This window comes from Flavobacterium cheongpyeongense (assembly GCF_003202435.1).
Taxonomy (GTDB): Bacteria; Bacteroidota; Bacteroidia; order Flavobacteriales; family Flavobacteriaceae; genus Flavobacterium; species Flavobacterium cheongpyeongense.
This window is the reverse complement of the sequence record NZ_QJHK01000005.1, coordinates 57,558-76,234: the sequence shown is the minus strand read 5'-3', so window position 1 is coordinate 76,234 and position 18,677 is coordinate 57,558. Positions and strand designations below refer to the sequence as shown.

Here is an 18,677-nt window from a genome sequence, read left to right as displayed (position 1 = left end):
GGGTTTTTATGATTATTTGTCAAGAGGCTCATAAAATTCTACTTCTACGATTGGTAATTCGCCATTCTTTTTATCTCCTGATTTTAATCCGGCCTGGTCCACTTTACCAGTGATTTCAACCAAATTGATTTCATTACTGTCTTTAGTGACGCCAGCCAGTTCAATTCTCACTTTTTTGCCTTTTGAAGGCTTGCATTCCAGTGTTACATATCCTAAACTGGTTGGCGTAGTGCCATTAAATACTTCCTTATCGTTTACATAAATCCGGATAGGATATTTTTTGCTTCTCCATCCTGCAAATTTTATTACTGCCTGATTAATAAGAGCTTCACGTTCCAGTTCAAATTCAATTACCGGACTTCCGTCTTTACTGTTCGACCATTCGGTTAATTCGTTATCATCAAAACTTTTAGCTGCATCAGACTGGTTAGAATTTGTTTTGGCATCAATTATAGTAATCGGTGTTCTGGTTTTTTTAAAAGAGGGCGTACTTGGTGACGGCCCTTTTTGGGTATAAGAAGGCAGTTTATAATCCGGCATAATTGTGGCAAGTTTTCTGCTGTCTGCCGGAATAGTTTTAATGACCAAAGTACCGGTTTTAAGATTTTCAGAAGAGGCACTAATTTTAATTTCTCCTTGCTTTACCCCGGCTCTTACCATGATTCGGTTAACCCCACATTCAACAGGAATATTTTTCGAACCGATGTAATTATCCGGACCCTGAGCTATTCCGCCAATAAAAGTACCCAGTCCCTGAACATCAAAATTGATCATATTCAATGCTGTTGGACAGCGGTTTCCCTTGTCATCTACCACTTCAACTTCTACAATTGCAACATCATTGCCATCTGCGAATGTTCCTCCTGGTCTTTGAATGGGAGTTAGTTTAACAGCTGCAGGTTTGCCTGCGGTTTTAATTTCCGTTTCACAGATTTTTTTACCTGTGCTGTCATATCCAACTGCATGAATAGTTCCCGGTTCAAACTTTATATTGTCGAAGCTGAATAAAAATCGGTCGGACTGAATGCCCTTTCCGAAGCTTTTGTTGTTAATAAATAACTCTACTGTATCAGCAGATGATACTACAGTAACTTTTTTGGTAATATCACTGTCATAGTTCCAGTGCCCAATAATATGAGCGCCTGGACTTTCGATATCTACCCATCCATCCCACATGACTTTATGGGCATAAAAACCGTCTTTAGGAATCCTCATCGGATCAACTTCACCGCTCCTTCTGTAATTTTCAGCCCCTCTGAAATGCGTATTACTGTCGGAGAAAATAATATTCACACCTCCCGAACTTACTCTTGCACCCGTTCCTGGACGCTCCCGATAGTAATCATACCAGCGTGTTACATTTTCTATGGCATGGGTGTCCTGATTATGATTATAGGCGCTTGCGTCTGCTACTTTTGTTCCGTTAACATTGGTATGCGTTGTACCGCCCGTTCCTTCCTTATGAAAAGGTGGCGTTTCCTCGTCCCAGTATTTGCGCAGACCTTCGTCACGACTGTATTCTGTGGCCCAAAAAGGAAGTCTTGCACTTTTGTTGATATATAACATTTCCCCGCCATACTCCGCTATTTTGCTGTCCAGCATTTCCCTGCTTCCTATGGCACGTCCTCCATTAGGGTCGTACTTATCCCGAATGACTTTCATTTCTGCCATGTGTTCTTCAGAAATGCTTTCATTGCCACATTCGTAGAACAAAATACTCGGATTGTTTCGGTTGTAAATAATAGCATCGCGCATTAACTCGGTACGCTGTTCCCATCGTCTTCCGGTAACATCTTTTTCAGAATCCCCTGCCGGCATTGCCTGAATTAAACCAACTCTGTCACAGGATTCAACATCCTGTTTCCAGGGCGTAATGTGCATCCAGCGTACCAGATTACCGTTACTTTCGATCATCTTACTGTTGCTGTAATCACTCATCCAGGCCGGAACTGACATTCCTAATGACGGCCATTCGTTACTCGTTCGCTGTGCATAACCGTGGATCATAATTACACGATCGTTGAGCCAGATCATTCCTTTTTCGAATTTGGTTTTTCGAAATCCAGTGCGAATCGTGGTGTGGTCCACAACTTTATTGTTTACAACCAATTCACTTTTGATATTGTATAGATAACCGTAACCCCAGCTCCAGAAATTCAGGTTATTCAAAGCTTTGGAGGCTTTTAAATCTTTTATTTCATTAGGATATATTTTAGCAGTTTCTCCTGTAAAAGTTGCAACCACTTTTCCGTCCAGGTCTGCAACACTAATTTTTAATTGTGCATTTACAGCCACTGACTGCTCATTTTTAACTTGTGATAAAACATTGATTAGGGCTTTCTTTTTTGAAATATCAATATCTGATGCATATACGTAAGTACCCGTTGTACCCAAACCTGAAAATAGAGGCAGGGTTTGGTATACATTTGATTTTATATGCAGATAAACATTCTTAGGAATGCCACCGTAATTAGCATTGAAGTTTTTATCATTCCACTGAAATCCCGAGCCAGTAGTTTTCTCCTTGTATTTCCAGTCGTTATCTGTTTTTACGGCAATAACATTTTCCTGAGGAAAAGGCTTTACTAAAGGAGTAATATCGAAACCAAAAGCCATAGCGCCATTTTCATGTCTTCCCACGAATTCACCATTTACATAAATCTCCCCCATTTGTCTTACACCTTCAAATTCGATGAAGACTTTTTGATTTTTTGATTTTTCAGGAAGCTGAAATGATTTGCGGTACCATGCAATGCCTGTTGATAATCTTGTAATATCTACTTTAAAAGCTTCTGTCTGATTCCAGGCGTAAGGAAGATTTACTTTTGTCCAGTTTTTATCATTATAAGACACATTTTTTGCCTGATTATCATCACCTGTAAAAAGTCTCCAGTCATAATTAAAATTATATTTGTTGCCCTCAGAATTTTGTTTTTGTGCAAATGTAAAGTTGGCAAGCAGAAGTAATAAAGTGAAGAGAGGATAAAAAAACGTTCTGGTCATGTTGGTTCTTAATGAATTAGTAATCTTTAGGCTTCTGTTAAAAAACGGTGAGAAGCTTTGGCAAATTTAGTTTTATATGCTGTTTTTCTGCTATCAAAATTTGCCAATTCCTATCATATTCTGCCATGTCAGTTTATGATAACAAACTGTTTTTATATTTATAGATTTGATTTATAGATAATTAATAAGGTTTGTTTGTTGGCATAATAAAAAACTGCTGACGATTTTTATCATCAGCAGTTAAGAAATTTAAAATAATAAGAAGCGTAGATTAAATTAAATGTCAGTACTTTTCATTTACCATATTGTGAAGGGCTGCAGCCAAAATGTTTCGAGAATGTTCTTGAAAAATTAGAGGCTTCTGAAAAACCTACTTTATAAGCAATCTGCGAAATACTGAGGTCTGAATTCAGAAGAAAGCTTTTGGCATGATCCATTCTGACTTTTGTAATAAACTCATGAACAGTACAGCCGCTAACAGCTTTTATTTTTCTATATAACTGTCTCTGACTGATTTTTAATTCATTTGCGAGTATTTCAGCACTAAAATCTGTTTCTTCGATATGGGAGCTAATCAAATCAACGGTTTTGGTCAGAAAAGCTTTGTCCAGGTTTGGTGATTCAACCTGAAGCTGACGAATACTGCTGATGTGGGCCAGTCTGTTTTGCAGAATGAGCCTGTTTTCCAGTACACTTTTGATCTGTGCCTTTAAAACTTCTACGCTGAAAGGTTTCATTACATAAGCTTCGGCACCTAATTCATACCCCTCAATCTGATTTTCATCAGATCCTTTTGCCGTTAGTAAGAGTATTGGAATGTGACAGGTGTTTTCATTCATTTTAAGCGCCCGGCATAATTGAGTTCCTTCCATTTCTGGCATCATAATGTCCGAAATAATAATATCAGGAATGGTCTCTATGGCTGTTTCAAGTCCTTTTTTTCCATTGTATTCCTGAATTATAATATATTCATTTGATAATTCATTATTTAAATAGGCCTGTACGTCAGGATTATCCTCAACAAGAAGTACTGTTAGTTTATTGTTAGTATCCTGTACAATAGATAAATTATCAAATGATTTGTCTTCTAAAGTTGCAATTGATATTTGTTTACTGCAGATAAAAGGTGTTTCAGATGAAGCGTTAAACGGTAATGAAACGATTACAGTAGTTCCTTGTCCTACAGTACTTTCAATAGTAATTGCGCCATCTAAAAATTCGACCAGGCTTTTGGTCAGCGATAAGCCGATTCCCGAAGAATATCCGTGGAAAGGGTTAGGACCTGAATTGTTAAAAGGCTCAAATATTTTTTCTAATTCTTTTGATTCAATCCCGATGCCATTATCCTGAACCCTAATTTCTAATGTATTATTATTCAATTGTGCCGAAAGCAAAACGATACCTCCGTTGGGTGTGTATTTTAAGGCATTGGATATTATATTAATCAGGATCTGCTCAGTTTTTTCGAAATCTAAATAACAATTCAGAGTTGTTTGATCTACTTCAAGTTTAAAATTAATATTGCGTTTATCTGCTATATATTTAAAAGTGTTGTAACATTCTTCGATAAATATATTAAAATCCTGCGTATTTGTATTTAATTTTAATTTTCCAATTTCAGATTTCCTGAAATCTAAAATCTGCTGAATTAATCGGGTCAGGTAATTTAAATTTCTGTTGATTATTGAAAAATAAAGTGCTTTTTCATTTGGCGATAAATCTTTGTTTTCTAATTGTTTTACAGGATCTGCAATCAGGGTTAAAGGCGTTTTTAAATCATGGGAAATATTGGTAAAAAACTCCAGTTTCTCCCGATTTATTTCTTCCTGCTTCTCTGTATTCAGTTTTGAAAGTTTGATTTCATTTTTTAGCCGTTCCTTGTACAAAATCTCTTTAAAGATCCAATAAACAGAACCAATTATTACGATCAAGAACAACAGCTTAGCCAGCAGCGTATCATACCACGGAGCACTAATGTTTATTTCTAAAGTAAGGATTGGGGATTTTATATCATTAAGGGATATAATTCTGGCTTTAAAAATATAGTTACCCGGCGTTATTTTGTTATAAACAATATGAGTAGAACTGGTTTTGATCCATTTCTCATCATAACCTACGAGCCTGTACTCAAAGATTTCTTTATTGGTTTTGTTGTAATTCAGGGATGCCAATTCTATTGTAAAACTGCGGTTTTCGTAATCGAGCTGAATTTCTTTGGTTTGTGAAAGGTCTTTTTTAAGTACCTGCTTTCCGTTAATGAGTTTCATTGGACTCACTTTTTCATTGTTTAAATACAAAGATTTAAAAATAAGTCTGTTATTTTCTATTACGGTTTTAATTTTATTAGGATTAAAAGCCACATATCCATTCTTACCTCCAAAATATATTTGGTGTTCAAAAGAATCTTTATAAACAGCCCGCTCTGAAAATGTCCACAAGCCAAACCGGTCTTCTTTCTGGTAATTTGAAATTTTATTGGAACCAATATCAATCATCGAAACTCCCTGTTTATGGGCGATCCAAAGATTACCCTGATTATCATCTGTTATAGAGGATATATAAGAATTTGGGGTTTCCGAAAAAAGTTGTATTTTTTCAAACCGGATAGGAGCAGAGGAGAGCAAAATTTTATTTAAGCCCTCGCTGGTACCCGCCCAAATGTTTCCGTGTTTGTCCTTGTGCAATGCAAATATGATATTGTCTGAAGAATTGTATTTGGAACCTTTCTGAAATGAATTTAACGGGACTACATTTTTTACATTACCATTAGAGGCCAATTTTACACAAACAATACCATTGCCTTCTGTTGCCAGCCAGAGTTCATGATTACTGACCGACAAAATATCCATTACGCTGTGTTGATTAATTTCTTTTGATAAATTAAAAAAACGGATGCTGTCATCGGCTAAATTGACACGGGCGATTCCGTTATAGAGACCAACCCACAAATAGCCGGAACCGTGGTATTCTAATGAAAATACAGACCATGTTCCTAATTTTGGTGCCATAATTTTATTGATAAAAAGTTTGCACTGATTCGTTTTAGGATCATAATATTCAAGTCCGGTGGTTCCTCCAATCCAGATTCTCCCTTTATTATCTGTGAACAAACTGCGTACATTCTTAATGCTGTTATTGGATTTATAAAATGGGTCACCAGAATCCAATTCATCATTTTTGTAGATCAGAATCCCTTCATCAGTACCCAGCCAGACTTTTGCTCCGGATTTTGTTAGCGCTCTTACCGTTGCTAATTTAGTATTGACGCTTCCTTTTCTAAAACTGTAATGCATTTCAAAAGGGTTGCGGTTGGGGTTTGCTTTATAAATGTCGCCTCCTCTGGTTCCGAGCCATATAATGCGCTGTTCATCGATAAAAAAGTCGGTTATATAATCATCCAGTAAATATCCCGGATGATTGATATTGGCTGTATACTGATATTCCTTTCCGGAGCTCAGCTCATTTGAAGTAAAAATATGAGAAGATAAAAAATATCTTTTCCCGTCTATCATTTTATTTTTGTTTGCTGAATTGGAATCACTCCCAAGGTCTTTCACCACAGATTTTGGAACATAAATCGAGTCAACAATTTTAAAAGAATTCAGTGCATAATTGAATTTAACATATTTTCTGTCAAAGGTTAAAAACCACAAACCTTTTTTTTTATCAGAAATAATATTACGAATACGATTATTAGGGAGTGATGTTTTATCGTTTGGATTATGATAATAAAAGTCAAATGTTTTGCCATCATACCTGTATGCTCCATTCCAGCTTCCGAACCAGATATAGCCTACAGAGTCTTTGGCAATTCCGTGAATTGGTGTAACGGGAGTTATTTCTTTTCCGGAAATTTTTTCAAAAAAAAGGTTTTGCGCATCTAAGGCCGTTAAACACGTAAAATAGATAATTAACAAAAAGCTATAGTAATTTTTATGTTTTTTTCTTTGCATATTACGTAGTACAACTGTTGTTTGTGTATCAATTCCCTGAATGAAGTTTATTATTTAAACGCTACTAATATATAAACTTCCTGTTCTAATTATAGAGCAGTCAAATTCTTCAAGCATAATTATTTCAAATTAGGAATCAATTTTCCAAATATACCAATTAGAGAATCTTTAAATTCAAGAATTATGATTTAGTTTTCTTTAATAATTCCTCATATCCAATATTAAAGCCCAATTCGACGGGAGTCTTGGCATTCTCTATTGTATTTAGCTAATAAAGTTGAAGATCAGTTCAAATTGGGAAGTATCAATAGTGGTGTTAAACCAAAATCAATTAAGAAGCAAAAACATAAAAAGAACAATTAATAGCTATTTATTCATTAGTAACAGAATCACAGGTCAAAAGATTAGAGCAGTTTTTTGAAATAATCAGAGAAAAAGCCACAGCAAAAACTGCGACGCAATGGTAGGTCTTATAAGGGAAGGGGGAGCATAATGGATGAGACGGATCAAGGATCAGTAAGAGATTAGTGAATAAGCATATTGCAAAAAAAGAACATTATCAAATAGCTTCTTTTATGGTACATTAGCTGCCTTTGCACTTACATTAGCAGAAGATGAAGTTGCTTGCAACAGACTTTGTAAGAAGAAAAGGAGGCAGACACTATACTCAATCAAACTGCGCTTAACGCTATTTTATAATTCTGAAAATAGCAGACTCATACAATTTACATAAAAACATCACTGAAAGCCGTGATTATTTGTATTATTTTTCTGAAATGGAGATCAAAATTAATCTGCGTGTATCCATCTTGCCACACCAATTGACCCGATTGATACTTTGTATGAAGATGTAGAAAAAATTATTACTAACGGCAATCAAACCAAATTATGATCTTTTATTACTATGGGGATATTTTGACTAAATCCACCTCGACATTTTATATAAAAGATCAAGGTGGAATATCGTTTTATAAACTTCTTTTAATTCCAAGTTCCAAACCTCTTAATTCGGCGAGACCTCTTAAACGGCCTATTCCTGAATATCCCGGATTTGTTTTTTTCTTCAGGTCATCCAGCATTTGATGACCATGGTCAGGACGCATCGGAATAATTCTTCCGGTTTGTTGTTCCATTTTTAAAATAGACTTTACAACTTCATACATATCTACATCTCCTTCTAAATGATTGGCCTCATAGAAATTGCCTTCTTCATCTCTTTGTGTGCTTCTTAAATGGATAAAATTCATTTTTTCTCCATTACGGTCAATCATTCCCGACAAATCATTTTGAGCAATTACACCGTAAGATCCTGTACACATACAGAATCCATTGGAAGGAGAATCGATAGCATTTAACAGTTGTACTAAATCAGCTTCTGTACTCACTACTCTTGGTAATCCTAAAATTGGGTACGGAGGATCGTCAGGATGAATTGCCAATTTGACACCTGCACTCTCGGCTACTGGTACAATTTCACGTAAGAAATAATATAAATTTTCTTTTAATTGATTAGCATCTATACCATCATAGCCCTGAAGTACTTTCAGGAAATCTTCAACTGAATAAGATTCTTCGGCTCCAGGTAAACCTGCGATGATGTTTTGCTGCAGTTTTATTTTGTCAGCCTCGGTCAGTTTTTCAAAAGTTGCCTGAGCTTTAGTTTTTTGTGCTTCTGTATATGTTTCTTCTGCTCCGGGACGTTTTAAAATAAATAATTCAAAAGCAGCAAATTCATTGACATCAAACCGTAAAGCTTTGGAACCATCGGGCATTTCGTATGACAAATCAGTTCTGGACCAGTCCAAAACAGGCATGAAATTATAGCAAACAATCTGAACGCCGCAAGCTGCCAGGTTTCTGATGCTTTGCTTGTAGTTTTCTATATATTTCAGGTAATCACCTGATTGTTTTTTGATATCTTCATGCACCGGAATACTTTCTACAACAGAAAAAGTCAATCCTGCTGCTTCAACTTCATTTTTTCGTTTCATGATTTCTTCCACTTCCCAGACCTGTCCATTTTTGATGTGGTGTAAAGCAGTTACGATTCCGGTTGCACCGGCTTGTCTGGCATCAGCTAATTGTACAGGGTCATTTGGTCCGTACCATCTCCATGTTTGTTCCATAATTTTATATTTTTTTAAATTGTAATTAAATACTTGAAGCACCAAAACCTCCGTCAACTTTGATGATTGTTCCGGTAACAAATTTAGACATATCACTGCATAAGAAAAGCAATACCCCATCCAGATCTTCCGGAACACCAAAGCGTCCCATAGGTGTATGGTCAATAATCTTGATTCCTCTTGGAGTTAATTCACCCTCCGGAGTCAGTAATAAAGCCCTGTTTTGTTCACCGATAAAAAATCCCGGAGCAATAGCATTCACACGAATTCCTTCTCCATATTTGGAAGCCAATTCAACAGCCATCCATTTTGTAAAGTTATCAATAGCCGCTTTTGAAGCTGAATAACCAACTACTCTTGTTAAAGGACGTTCTGCAGATGCAGAAGAAATATTGATAATTATACCGTTTTTTTGTATTGCAAAAAGTTCAGAGAATACTTGTGTTGGCAAGATAGTTCCAATGATATTAAGGTCAAGTACTTTTTGTAAATGATCTGTCTTTAAATTATAAAACGCCTGGTCCGGTCCAATTGTGGCTCCGGGCATATTACCGCCGGCGGCGTTAATCAGAATATCCAAACGACCATATTTCTCAATAATGATATCGCGAATGGCTTCCAGTTCTTCCTGATTTAAAACGTTTCCTTTTACTGCAAATGCTTTTCCTCCCTTTTTTTCTATTTCAGTTACGGTAATTTGTGCTTTCTCAAGTGTCTGTCCCATAATCCCTGTAACAACGCCCTGCTTAGCCAAAACCTTAGCCATATTACTTCCTAATACACCTGCACCACCTGTAATAAGTGCTATTTTTCCTTCTAAATTAAATATTGAATTCATTTTTCTTTTATATTTTATAGTTTATAATATTTTCAATCTCAGATGAAATACCGGGTTTTTTCCGGTGCATTTAGAAAAATCACATTTGTAAAAGCTAATTGACTTAATTACTATCTTTATTTATCTTCATAATATAAGGAGTAGCAATATTTCTCTGAATGCGATAAACTCTTTTCACATGGTTTATTATTAACGTGATACAAGCTGTTATCTTTCTAAAAATAAATTCGATTACTTATTTCGAATTGGTGTATAACAATCCTTTTTTGCTCCTAATATTAAACTATTAAAACATTCGTGTGCGTACACGTATCTTTTACAAATGTATATAAAAACTTAAATAAAAAAATAGCACTTTTGAAATAAAAATGTATCATTTCAAAAAAAATATAGAAAAAATGTAGCAACTGACTTCTATTACCTAATTTTGTACTGTTTGAAGTAGCAGTCATCTTAAACTATTGTAATTATGAATAATACATTTTCTGACAGCAGACAAATTGGAAAAGTATTTACTTTCTCTGAACTTGTAAATACAGATTTCAAGGGAGAAATGAATGCATTATGCTGGGAAAGAAATTTAGATGGCGATTTTAACGAGATTGTTGTCAAGTTATCTTTAAAAGAAAATATAACGGAAGTTTATCCCGAAGACCTAATAGCGTTAGAACTCTCAGAGAAGGGTAATATAGCAAGACAAATAATTTTAAATGATTTACAAATATTGGCTGATTTTGGAGCTTCGCCATTACTTAATTTACTGAAGTGTTATGAGCGTGATAACGAATTTGATTTTATATCTACTGATGTCTATTCGTTTCATGTTGATCGTTCGGCAATACCTACAGATACTTTTTTATGTACCTATCATGGAGCGGCAAGTGATATTATTTCTAATTCTCAGGCAGAGCAAAAAATTTTAATCCCGGAAATTCGGACAAAACTAAAAGCGTTGCATGATGGTACAGACGAAGAATTCGAAAACTTTTTGAAGAAGAATTACTTCGATCTGCATTATCAGGTACAGGAGGATATAGAACCTATTAATTTAGGATTAATGAATATGTGGCGTTTGGCCGTAGATCATCCAGAGCAACAAGTCCTTCCATGTATTCACAGAGCACCAATAGAAAACGAAGGAGAATATCGTTTGTTATTGATTTGTTAGTAATTATTCGAAGCGACAGGAAAACATTTGTAAAAGATTTTTGATGTCATGATTCCAAAAGGGGGGCATTTAATTTGTTTTAAAAAGACTATATTTTCCAAACTACTCTCAATTTTGATCTGATTATATGAGTATGAGTAAAATGCAAACAATTCCGCCATATTCTGATGTCTGAGTACATTAATTTTGGTTTAATTTTTAACTAGCCGAAATTAACTACTTATAAAAAAATCTGTTCGTTATTATACTGATCGACAATTATTGATAATTATTTTTCTCTCACCAATGCTGTTTTACAAGTTTTAGGTTAAGCATATTCAACAGGTTTTGAATATTTTATCGTTAAAACAAAAGAGAGTACGAATTAGGTACTCTCTTTTGTTGAAATTAAGATAAATTTTTATCTTCTTCCATGATCATGATTATCATGCCTCTCATGTCCATCATGTCTATTGTGATGCTTATCGTAATGTTTGTAGTTTTTCTGATTATCATTACGGCGATCATTATGCACATAAGCTGGTCTCGGCTTATAACATCTTTGAGGTGCTCCATGGTATCCTTTGTAATATTTTACTTTGTGATGATCAAAATATTTATATGGAGTTTTTCCATGGTAATCATTTAATACTACTTTATAGCCACTATACAAGTCATAATTTCTATAAGCTCTTGGAAGGTAATTTGTTCTAATCCATCTTCCACCTCCAAAATAAATAAATTGTGAGGCGCGTACATCATAGTAAGCTTCTATGTCCGGAAGATAATAATATTCCATTTCTAAATATCCTGCAGGTCCCCAAGCCGGAGGAGTTCCTATGTTTACATTTATTGATACCTGAGCCTGCGTGGTATTTGCAAAGATTAGAAATAATCCAATGATTGCTATTTTGATTGTTTTCATTTTTAATAATTTTAATGTTAATCTGTAAATGGTAATATTCATATACTGTGCCAAAATAATACTTCTAAATGGATCTGACCCGTAAAAAATGATTTTATTAAGTTTAAAAAAGAATAATAATTTATATGTGTCTGATTATTAGTATTTTTTGGTAAAAATAAAACTAAAAAGGATGAGATTATTTATATTCAATTGCTGCAGGCTTTGCTAATTCAAAAGACTGAAGTCCGATATCCTGAGTTTCTATAGCATTTGTTTTAAAGATACTTTCTCCCTGAAATGGAATACTGGGATAATACGAAATAGATAGCTGAAATGCACTGAATACAAGATAATCATTACTTATTAAAACTCCCAGACTGAATTTTGAATAATATTTATTTTGTAGTAAACCAGAATTACTGTTTCCCAATACGGCAATAGAATAATTAAAATAAGGATTTAACCTAAATCCTAAAACTTCCTCAGGTGCATAAGTCTGCGTTTGTAGGGTGAGTACCATTTTACTGTTGCCATAGTATGCTGCATTAAAACCCTGAAGTCCGTAATTCTCGTTTATAGTAAGCTGATCCCCTACGGAACTTTCCCGATTAATTCCGATAATCATTTCGGGCTTTATGAATTGTCTTAATTTCCAATTTCCAATTGTCAGTAGATTTGTAAAATAATTGGCTCCTAATGCAATAGAAGTCTGATGGGTTTTAGCCTGATGGAAAAATGTTCCGATTTCAAAATTTGTACTTAGAAATCCCCATTTATAATAGTCCCCAAAAGAAGCCTGAGCTCCGAGATAAGGTCGCCATATTTTATTTTTATATTGGTAACCCGCTGTAATTCCATATATTCTCCCAATCGGAATATCTTCGGTATATCCGTTTCTGAAAATATAATTATCCTTGACGAATTCCCGTGTGTTGATTCCAAAACCCATTAAAATCATTTTTTCATCTGAAAAAAAGTTGATGGAATCAAATACAACGCTGGGTTTTTCGGTATAATCAATATTTAGGAAACGTCCGGAAACAATCAGGTTAGTAGTTTTTTCCTTTTTTTGGGTATTTACACCGCTTATATTAAATGCTTTAGCACCCCAAAAATCATGAGAATTATATTTAAAAGGCTGGTATTCATATCTTAGGGTTGCATCCTGTAAGGTATCACGTCTAAATTGCTGTTCTAAAATAATACCACCTGCCCATTTGGCAAGAGGAGAATAAAAAGGACGTTCTATTGAAATGCTTTTATTATAATTATCATTTAAATCTCTGTAGTACTTAAATTTAGTTGATATAAAAGTATTTTTAATGTTAGGTATGGTATATAAAGCATTATGACCATTATGTCCGTCAGCAAACCGATTAGTAAATCGATACTCTAGCTGTTGTCCCGTACCTCCAATGTTCCGATCATTAAATCCGACACCAACCCGTGAACTTGATATTGAGAATTTTGGAAGCAGGCTCCACGCATCTAAAACACGAATTGTAACATCAATAGAATCAGTACCTGTACCAACCAATTCTTCTGATATATTTACTTTATTTACAAATTTTTGAGATCTTATTATACGTTCTGTTTCTTTAATTTTATAACTGTCGTATAAGGAGTTTTTTCTAAAAAGCAGTAAATTTTGAATCGCAAATTTTTTGGTTTTGAGATGTAATTTATTTCCTGTTCGCTCTCCCCAATTATTTGGAACCATGATAGAATCTGTATCAGAATTACCAAAAGGATCTAATGTTATAATTCTGATGTTTCTAATAATTTTTCCATCAATATTTGGCAGGTGTTTTTTTTCAGCTAATGTTTTGTTCTTCTTTTTAATTTCCGAGGAGTTGAAAATTATTTTTCTTAAAAAGTTTGTAAACTTCCTTTTTTCTGAAAGTTTTTTAATTTTCCCATACGTCTCAATACTGTCTTTTTTAGTCTGTTTTTCTTGTGAAAAAGCACTTTGGGAAAAATTCCAAAGTAAAACAAAAAGTATAAAGATTTTTATAAAGTTTCGAAACATGCTAATAAGTTAGCTTTAAAGTTATTGGGGCAATTCTGTTAATTATTAATGTAATATAATATAATGAAGTTTAACACAATTTATTTTTCAGATTTTATTTTTCTAATTCTCCAGGTAAATTTTTCAGGCATATGGTTGCCTATAACGTAGCCCCATGGTTCTAAATAGTCAATTCTGTCAAAAATAATTTTTAAAATTGCCAATAAAGGAATTGCTAGAAACATCCCTGAAATTCCACCAACAGCACCGCCAACAATAATGCCTATAATTGAAAACAAAGCATTAATTTTAACTTTTGAGTTGATAATTAGAGGAACGAGTATATTATTATCTAAAAGCTGAACAATGATGTTTACAACGATGATACTTACAAATATGGATATTTCAGGTGTTCCGCTTAAAGAAGATAAAATAGTTAGAATACCCGCAATCATAATTCCGATATATGGAATTAAATTTAAAATTCCGGTCATGAGTCCTAGTAAAATAAAATATTTAACCCCTGTCATCCATAGTCCCAAACCAGTTAAAATAGAAACAACCAACATTTCAAAAATAAGACCCAGTATATAATTGTTTATAGAAATTTTTATCTGAGTAATAATTTTCCTCAATTTTTCATGGTCTTCCTTATTAAATAATTTAGCCAAAAAGAGAATAAAATGGGTTTTGTATAAAAGAAACAAAAATGTAAAAACGACTACAAGCATACAATTAAAAAATACATCACTTAATGAACCTATCGCAGTTCCTAATGTCCCGGATCCATTTTGTACAGAATCGTTTGTTACTTTTTCTATGTATTTTTTTTGTTCCCCAACACTGATCTGAAATTGCTCATGAATATAAGATTGCAAATTATTAAAAAAGGATATTGCATTCTTCTTAATGATGTCAAAATCATTGGCAATATCTGTTATTTGATAAGATAGGAATGTTAAAATCGCAACGATACAAAGTACAAAAAATGTTACAGTTATAAAAGAAGCAAGATAGATTGGAAAACGTAATTTTAGGTGTAATAAACGATGTAAAGGCAATAGTAGAACAGTAAACAGGAATGCTAACATTACTGGTGTTATTATATTGCTTCCAATGTAAGTGATAACACCTATACAAATTAAACTTAACAATATGCATGTAAATTTGATGTAAAAAGGCAGCGTTAGAGGTTGATTCATTTTTTATTTTTTAAACTAAAATTAGGCTAAACAAATATGAAACTTTATTTATTGAATTTGTTTTAGCTTTAAAAATATAGTTTACAAAATTCCCATTAAATTTTAATCAAAGAACTCTTTATCATCATACACAGAAGGCGTAATTGAAATTCCTTTTTGCAATAAAAGATTGTTCGGATAGATAATTTTTTCTCCTTCCTTAGTTCTTAAATTCACGTGAAAAGCACTGATGTCTTCAATTTCTGCTTCAATTGGGAAATCTTTATCATGGATTTTGATGGTATCACCAATTCGAAAAGGAAAAGAGAAAAACAAGATCATTCCCGAGGTAACGTTGCTTAATATAGACCATTGAGCAAACATTGCCACACCAATTACTGTGGCAATCGACGAAATGGTTATAAAAATATCTTTAGTATCAACTCCCCAAATAATAATCAGACTTATGGTTACCAAAATATTCATTAAAATATGAATGTATTTAATAACCAGATTAGTACGGTGTTCTAACAAATGACTTGTGCTGGCATATCTTCGAACTAATTGCGCAACGATAACACGCAGGGCAGCCAATGCGATGAGGAGAATTATAGTGGTTAAAATTTCCTGGCTATATTCTTTAAATGAAAACATAAATTAAATTTTACTCTAATATACTCAAATATTCGTAAACTTTTGCTGTTGGAAGTCCCATAACATTGGTGTATGAACCTTCAACTTTTGCAACAGCCATAAAACCAAACCATTCCTGTATTCCATAAGCACCTGCTTTGTCGTAGGGTTTATAGTTTTCAATATAATACAAAATAGCCTCGTCTGATACTGTATTGAAAGTTACTTTTGTAATGTCGTTCAAAACAGTAGAGGCAGAGCTGGTTTTAAAACAAACCGATGTAATTACTTCATGTGTTTTTCCCGACATTGATTTTATCATTTCAAAAGCTTCTTGTGCATTTTTAGGTTTACCCAAAGCTTTATTTTCATGCCAGACAATTGTATCGCTGGTTACTAAAATTTCATTTGTTTTCAGGTCTCCTTCGAATGCATCAGCTTTTAATTGTGCCAGATAATCTGTTATCTCAACTGCTTTTAATTCGGGAGGATAGGTTTCTTCTATATCTTTTAACCGAATTTCGAACTCCAAATCAAGATCCTTAAAAAATTGCTGTCTTCTAGGTGAGCCTGAAGCTAGTATTAAAGTGTATTTTTTTAGTTTTTCTTTAAGCATTGTAATGAATATTTAGGGTAATAACCACAATTGATAGAATTCCGAAAAGTAAAATTAATTTCAAAACTGTGCTTAAATGGTGAAACTCTTTTGGCGATTTAGCAGAGAAGACCTTGATTATAAAATAAAGAAGCGGAGCAAGAACTAATATAAATGCATATAAAGTTGCTATAAAAAGACCGTTTTCAACAAAATAATTTTTAATATAAAGCAGTAACAGAACAAAAGGAACTATAGAAATTACGGAAGCAATTTTTGCCGTTCTGCTTGTGCCAATAGCGATAGGAAGCGTGTTCATTCCCTGATTATAATCTCCGTTAACATCTTCTATATCTTTTACTATTTCCCTGATAAAATTAATCATGAAAGCAAATAGAGCATAATCGGTTAAAATGGAAAACAAACTGGTCATTTGTGCTTTGTTTTCGGGGATTATTGCAGGAAAAATATCGAAAATTCCAATAATAATTACACTCAGTGCCAATACTAAAGCCACAATAATGTTTCCTAAAATCATAATTTGTTTCAGGGTTGTGGAATAAAAATAAAGCATTGAAGCAATTAATATAAAAATTGTAGCAAAACCAGGCCTCTGAATAACATTTGATAAATAAAATCCAATTGCAACACCTGCAATATTCAAGGTAATATAAATGTTGTAGCCAGCAGCCTCAGAAATTCCTTTGCCAATTATAACATCGTTTGGTTTGTTTATTTTGTCAGTTTCAGTATCAAAAATATTATTAATTACATAACCGGCTGCAGCAATTAAAACGGTGCTTAAAACCAATAAACCATATTGCCAGTCTGATAAGGCCAAAGGAATATTTTGTCCTTTTAAAAAGGCATAGCGAAATAAAACCTGCATAAAAGCCAGCATTAACAAGTTTTGGTACCGAATAAGTTTGAGGAATTTCATTTTAAGTTCAAAGATTAAGATTAACAATTAACAATTGATAATTATTTTAGTCATGTTTTCCGTTAAAATATTCCATCCATTTTCCCTGTACTTTCATAACCTGCTCGATGACATCACGTGCGGCACCTCTTCCGCCTTTAACATGCGAAACATAACGGCAGATATTCTTAATTTCCGGACTTGCATCTTGCGGACAGGTAGGCAAACCTACTAATTTCATAACATGAAAATCCGGAATATCATCACCCATATACAATACATTTTCAGGCTTAATGTTATGAAGATCTGTATATTTCTTAAAAGTTTCGACTTTATCAGGAGTGCCTAAATGTATGTCCGAAATCCCCAAATTACGCAATCGGATACGAACACCATCATTGCTTCCACCAGAAATAATGCATACATTAAATCCACTTTCTACAGCTGCTTTCATCGCATACCCATCGCGAATATTCATGGTACGAAGCATTTCTCCTTCGTTGGTTACAAAAACGGAACTGTCTGTCAGTACGCCATCAATATCAAAAACAAACGTCGTGATGTCATTCATTATTTCTTTAAAGTGTTTTGCCATTATTTTGTATAGATTGTGTTAGTATTTTATAGATGTTTCTCTGATTTTCATCAGTTAAATAATTCAGATGAGCCTCAATCGTTGTAGAATCATGTCTTTTTGCCGGACCAGTTTGTGCGTCAACGGGTGTAAGGGTTTTTATCTTTTCTGCAGTTTCGAGAATCAGAGGTTTTAAAATTTCGAAAGGAACCAGATGTTCTTCACAAATCTGCTGTCCTATCTGATATAAATGGTTGGTGAAATTATTCACAAATACAGCCGAAATATGGATTGCTTTTCTTTGCTCAGAACTAATGGAAAATACCGCATTTGAAATACTATCAGCAACCGTTTCCAAAATACTATAATCGGTTTGGTTTTCAGCTTCCAGACAAATCGGAATAGTCGAAAAATCAACGGGTTTGGCTATTGAAAAAGTTTGTAAGGGATAAAAAACGCCTCTTCGGTTTTTTGAACTTAAAATAGCAATCGAAGAAGTTCCGGATGTATGAACTACTAATTGATTTTGAAAAGGCAGTTGTTCTGAAACTTCAGAAATAGCATTATCAGAAATAGAAATAACATACAAATCGGCTGCTTTTAAATCTGAAAAACGAGTTACTATTTTATCTGATTCAATTAAGTGTACTAGTGATTCTTTTTTCCTTGAAAACACTTGCCCAATTTCGATTCCTTCACTTTTTGTGAAAGCTTTTATCAAATGTTGTGCAACATTGCCGGAACCAATTATACTTATTTGAATCATATCGCAAAATTAGCATTATTTTTTTTA

Annotated in this window: 13 protein-coding genes; 1 reads left to right on the top strand and 12 read right to left on the bottom strand. The window is 33.8% G+C overall.

Annotated features, from left to right (window positions below; all coding sequences use genetic code 11):
- Window positions 1-12: 12 nt before the first annotated feature.
- From DMB65_RS07635 to DMB65_RS07620, 4 genes are all read right to left on the bottom strand, one after another.
- A complete protein-coding gene (locus DMB65_RS07635; RefSeq protein WP_110306055.1) occupies window positions 13-3,003 on the bottom strand; it encodes a glycoside hydrolase family 2 protein in 2,991 nt (996 codons plus the stop codon).
- A 293-nt stretch (window positions 3,004-3,296) separates the two neighbouring features.
- Window positions 3,297-6,920 carry a helix-turn-helix domain-containing protein gene (locus DMB65_RS07630; RefSeq protein WP_165834893.1) on the bottom strand — a complete coding sequence of 1,208 codons (3,624 nt, stop codon included), beginning with the start codon at window positions 6,918-6,920 and terminating at the stop codon, window positions 3,297-3,299.
- Between the two features lie 1,004 nt (window positions 6,921-7,924).
- On the bottom strand, window positions 7,925-9,082 hold the full coding sequence (gene uxuA / locus DMB65_RS07625; RefSeq protein WP_110306234.1) for a mannonate dehydratase: 1,158 nt from the start codon (window positions 9,080-9,082) through the stop codon (window positions 7,925-7,927).
- Between the two features lie 25 nt (window positions 9,083-9,107).
- Entirely contained in the window at window positions 9,108-9,920 is an 813-nt protein-coding gene (locus DMB65_RS07620) for an SDR family oxidoreductase (RefSeq protein WP_110306053.1), read from the bottom strand.
- A 469-nt stretch (window positions 9,921-10,389) separates the two neighbouring features.
- Between DMB65_RS07620 and DMB65_RS07615 the strand changes: the two genes are divergently transcribed.
- Window positions 10,390-11,088, top strand: a complete 699-nt coding sequence (locus tag DMB65_RS07615) for a DUF1826 domain-containing protein (protein WP_110306052.1) — start codon at window positions 10,390-10,392, stop codon at window positions 11,086-11,088.
- 400 nt (window positions 11,089-11,488) lie between these two features.
- On the opposite strand, the gene DMB65_RS07610 is transcribed toward DMB65_RS07615, so the two are convergent.
- From DMB65_RS07610 to DMB65_RS07575, 8 genes are all read right to left on the bottom strand, one after another.
- Entirely contained in the window at window positions 11,489-11,992 is a 504-nt protein-coding gene (locus tag DMB65_RS07610; RefSeq protein ID WP_110306233.1) for a hypothetical protein, read from the bottom strand.
- Between the two features lie 178 nt (window positions 11,993-12,170).
- Window positions 12,171-14,003 carry a BamA/TamA family outer membrane protein gene (locus tag DMB65_RS07605; RefSeq protein WP_110306051.1) on the bottom strand — a complete coding sequence of 611 codons (1,833 nt, stop codon included), beginning with the start codon at window positions 14,001-14,003 and terminating at the stop codon, window positions 12,171-12,173.
- Between the two features lie 80 nt (window positions 14,004-14,083).
- A complete protein-coding gene (locus tag DMB65_RS07600) occupies window positions 14,084-15,184 on the bottom strand; it encodes an AI-2E family transporter (RefSeq protein ID WP_110306050.1) in 1,101 nt (366 codons plus the stop codon).
- Window positions 15,185-15,286: 102 nt separating this feature from the next.
- Window positions 15,287-15,817 (bottom strand): mechanosensitive ion channel domain-containing protein, encoded by a 531-nt coding sequence (locus DMB65_RS07595; protein ID WP_110306049.1) that lies wholly within the window; start codon window positions 15,815-15,817, stop codon window positions 15,287-15,289.
- Between the two features lie 10 nt (window positions 15,818-15,827).
- Window positions 15,828-16,412, bottom strand: coding sequence for a Maf-like protein (locus DMB65_RS07590; protein WP_110306048.1), 585 nt, complete (start codon window positions 16,410-16,412; stop codon window positions 15,828-15,830).
- Window positions 16,405-17,331, bottom strand: coding sequence for a geranylgeranylglycerol-phosphate geranylgeranyltransferase (locus tag DMB65_RS07585; protein WP_110306047.1), 927 nt, complete (start codon window positions 17,329-17,331; stop codon window positions 16,405-16,407). The genes DMB65_RS07590 and DMB65_RS07585 overlap by 8 nt, the downstream gene beginning before the upstream one ends.
- A gap of 46 nt (window positions 17,332-17,377) precedes the next feature.
- Entirely contained in the window at window positions 17,378-17,905 is a 528-nt protein-coding gene (locus DMB65_RS07580; protein WP_110306046.1) for a KdsC family phosphatase, read from the bottom strand.
- Window positions 17,889-18,650 (bottom strand): Rossmann-like and DUF2520 domain-containing protein, encoded by a 762-nt coding sequence (locus DMB65_RS07575; RefSeq protein ID WP_110306045.1) that lies wholly within the window; start codon window positions 18,648-18,650, stop codon window positions 17,889-17,891. The genes DMB65_RS07580 and DMB65_RS07575 overlap by 17 nt, the downstream gene beginning before the upstream one ends.
- Between the last annotated feature and the right edge of the window lie 27 nt (window positions 18,651-18,677).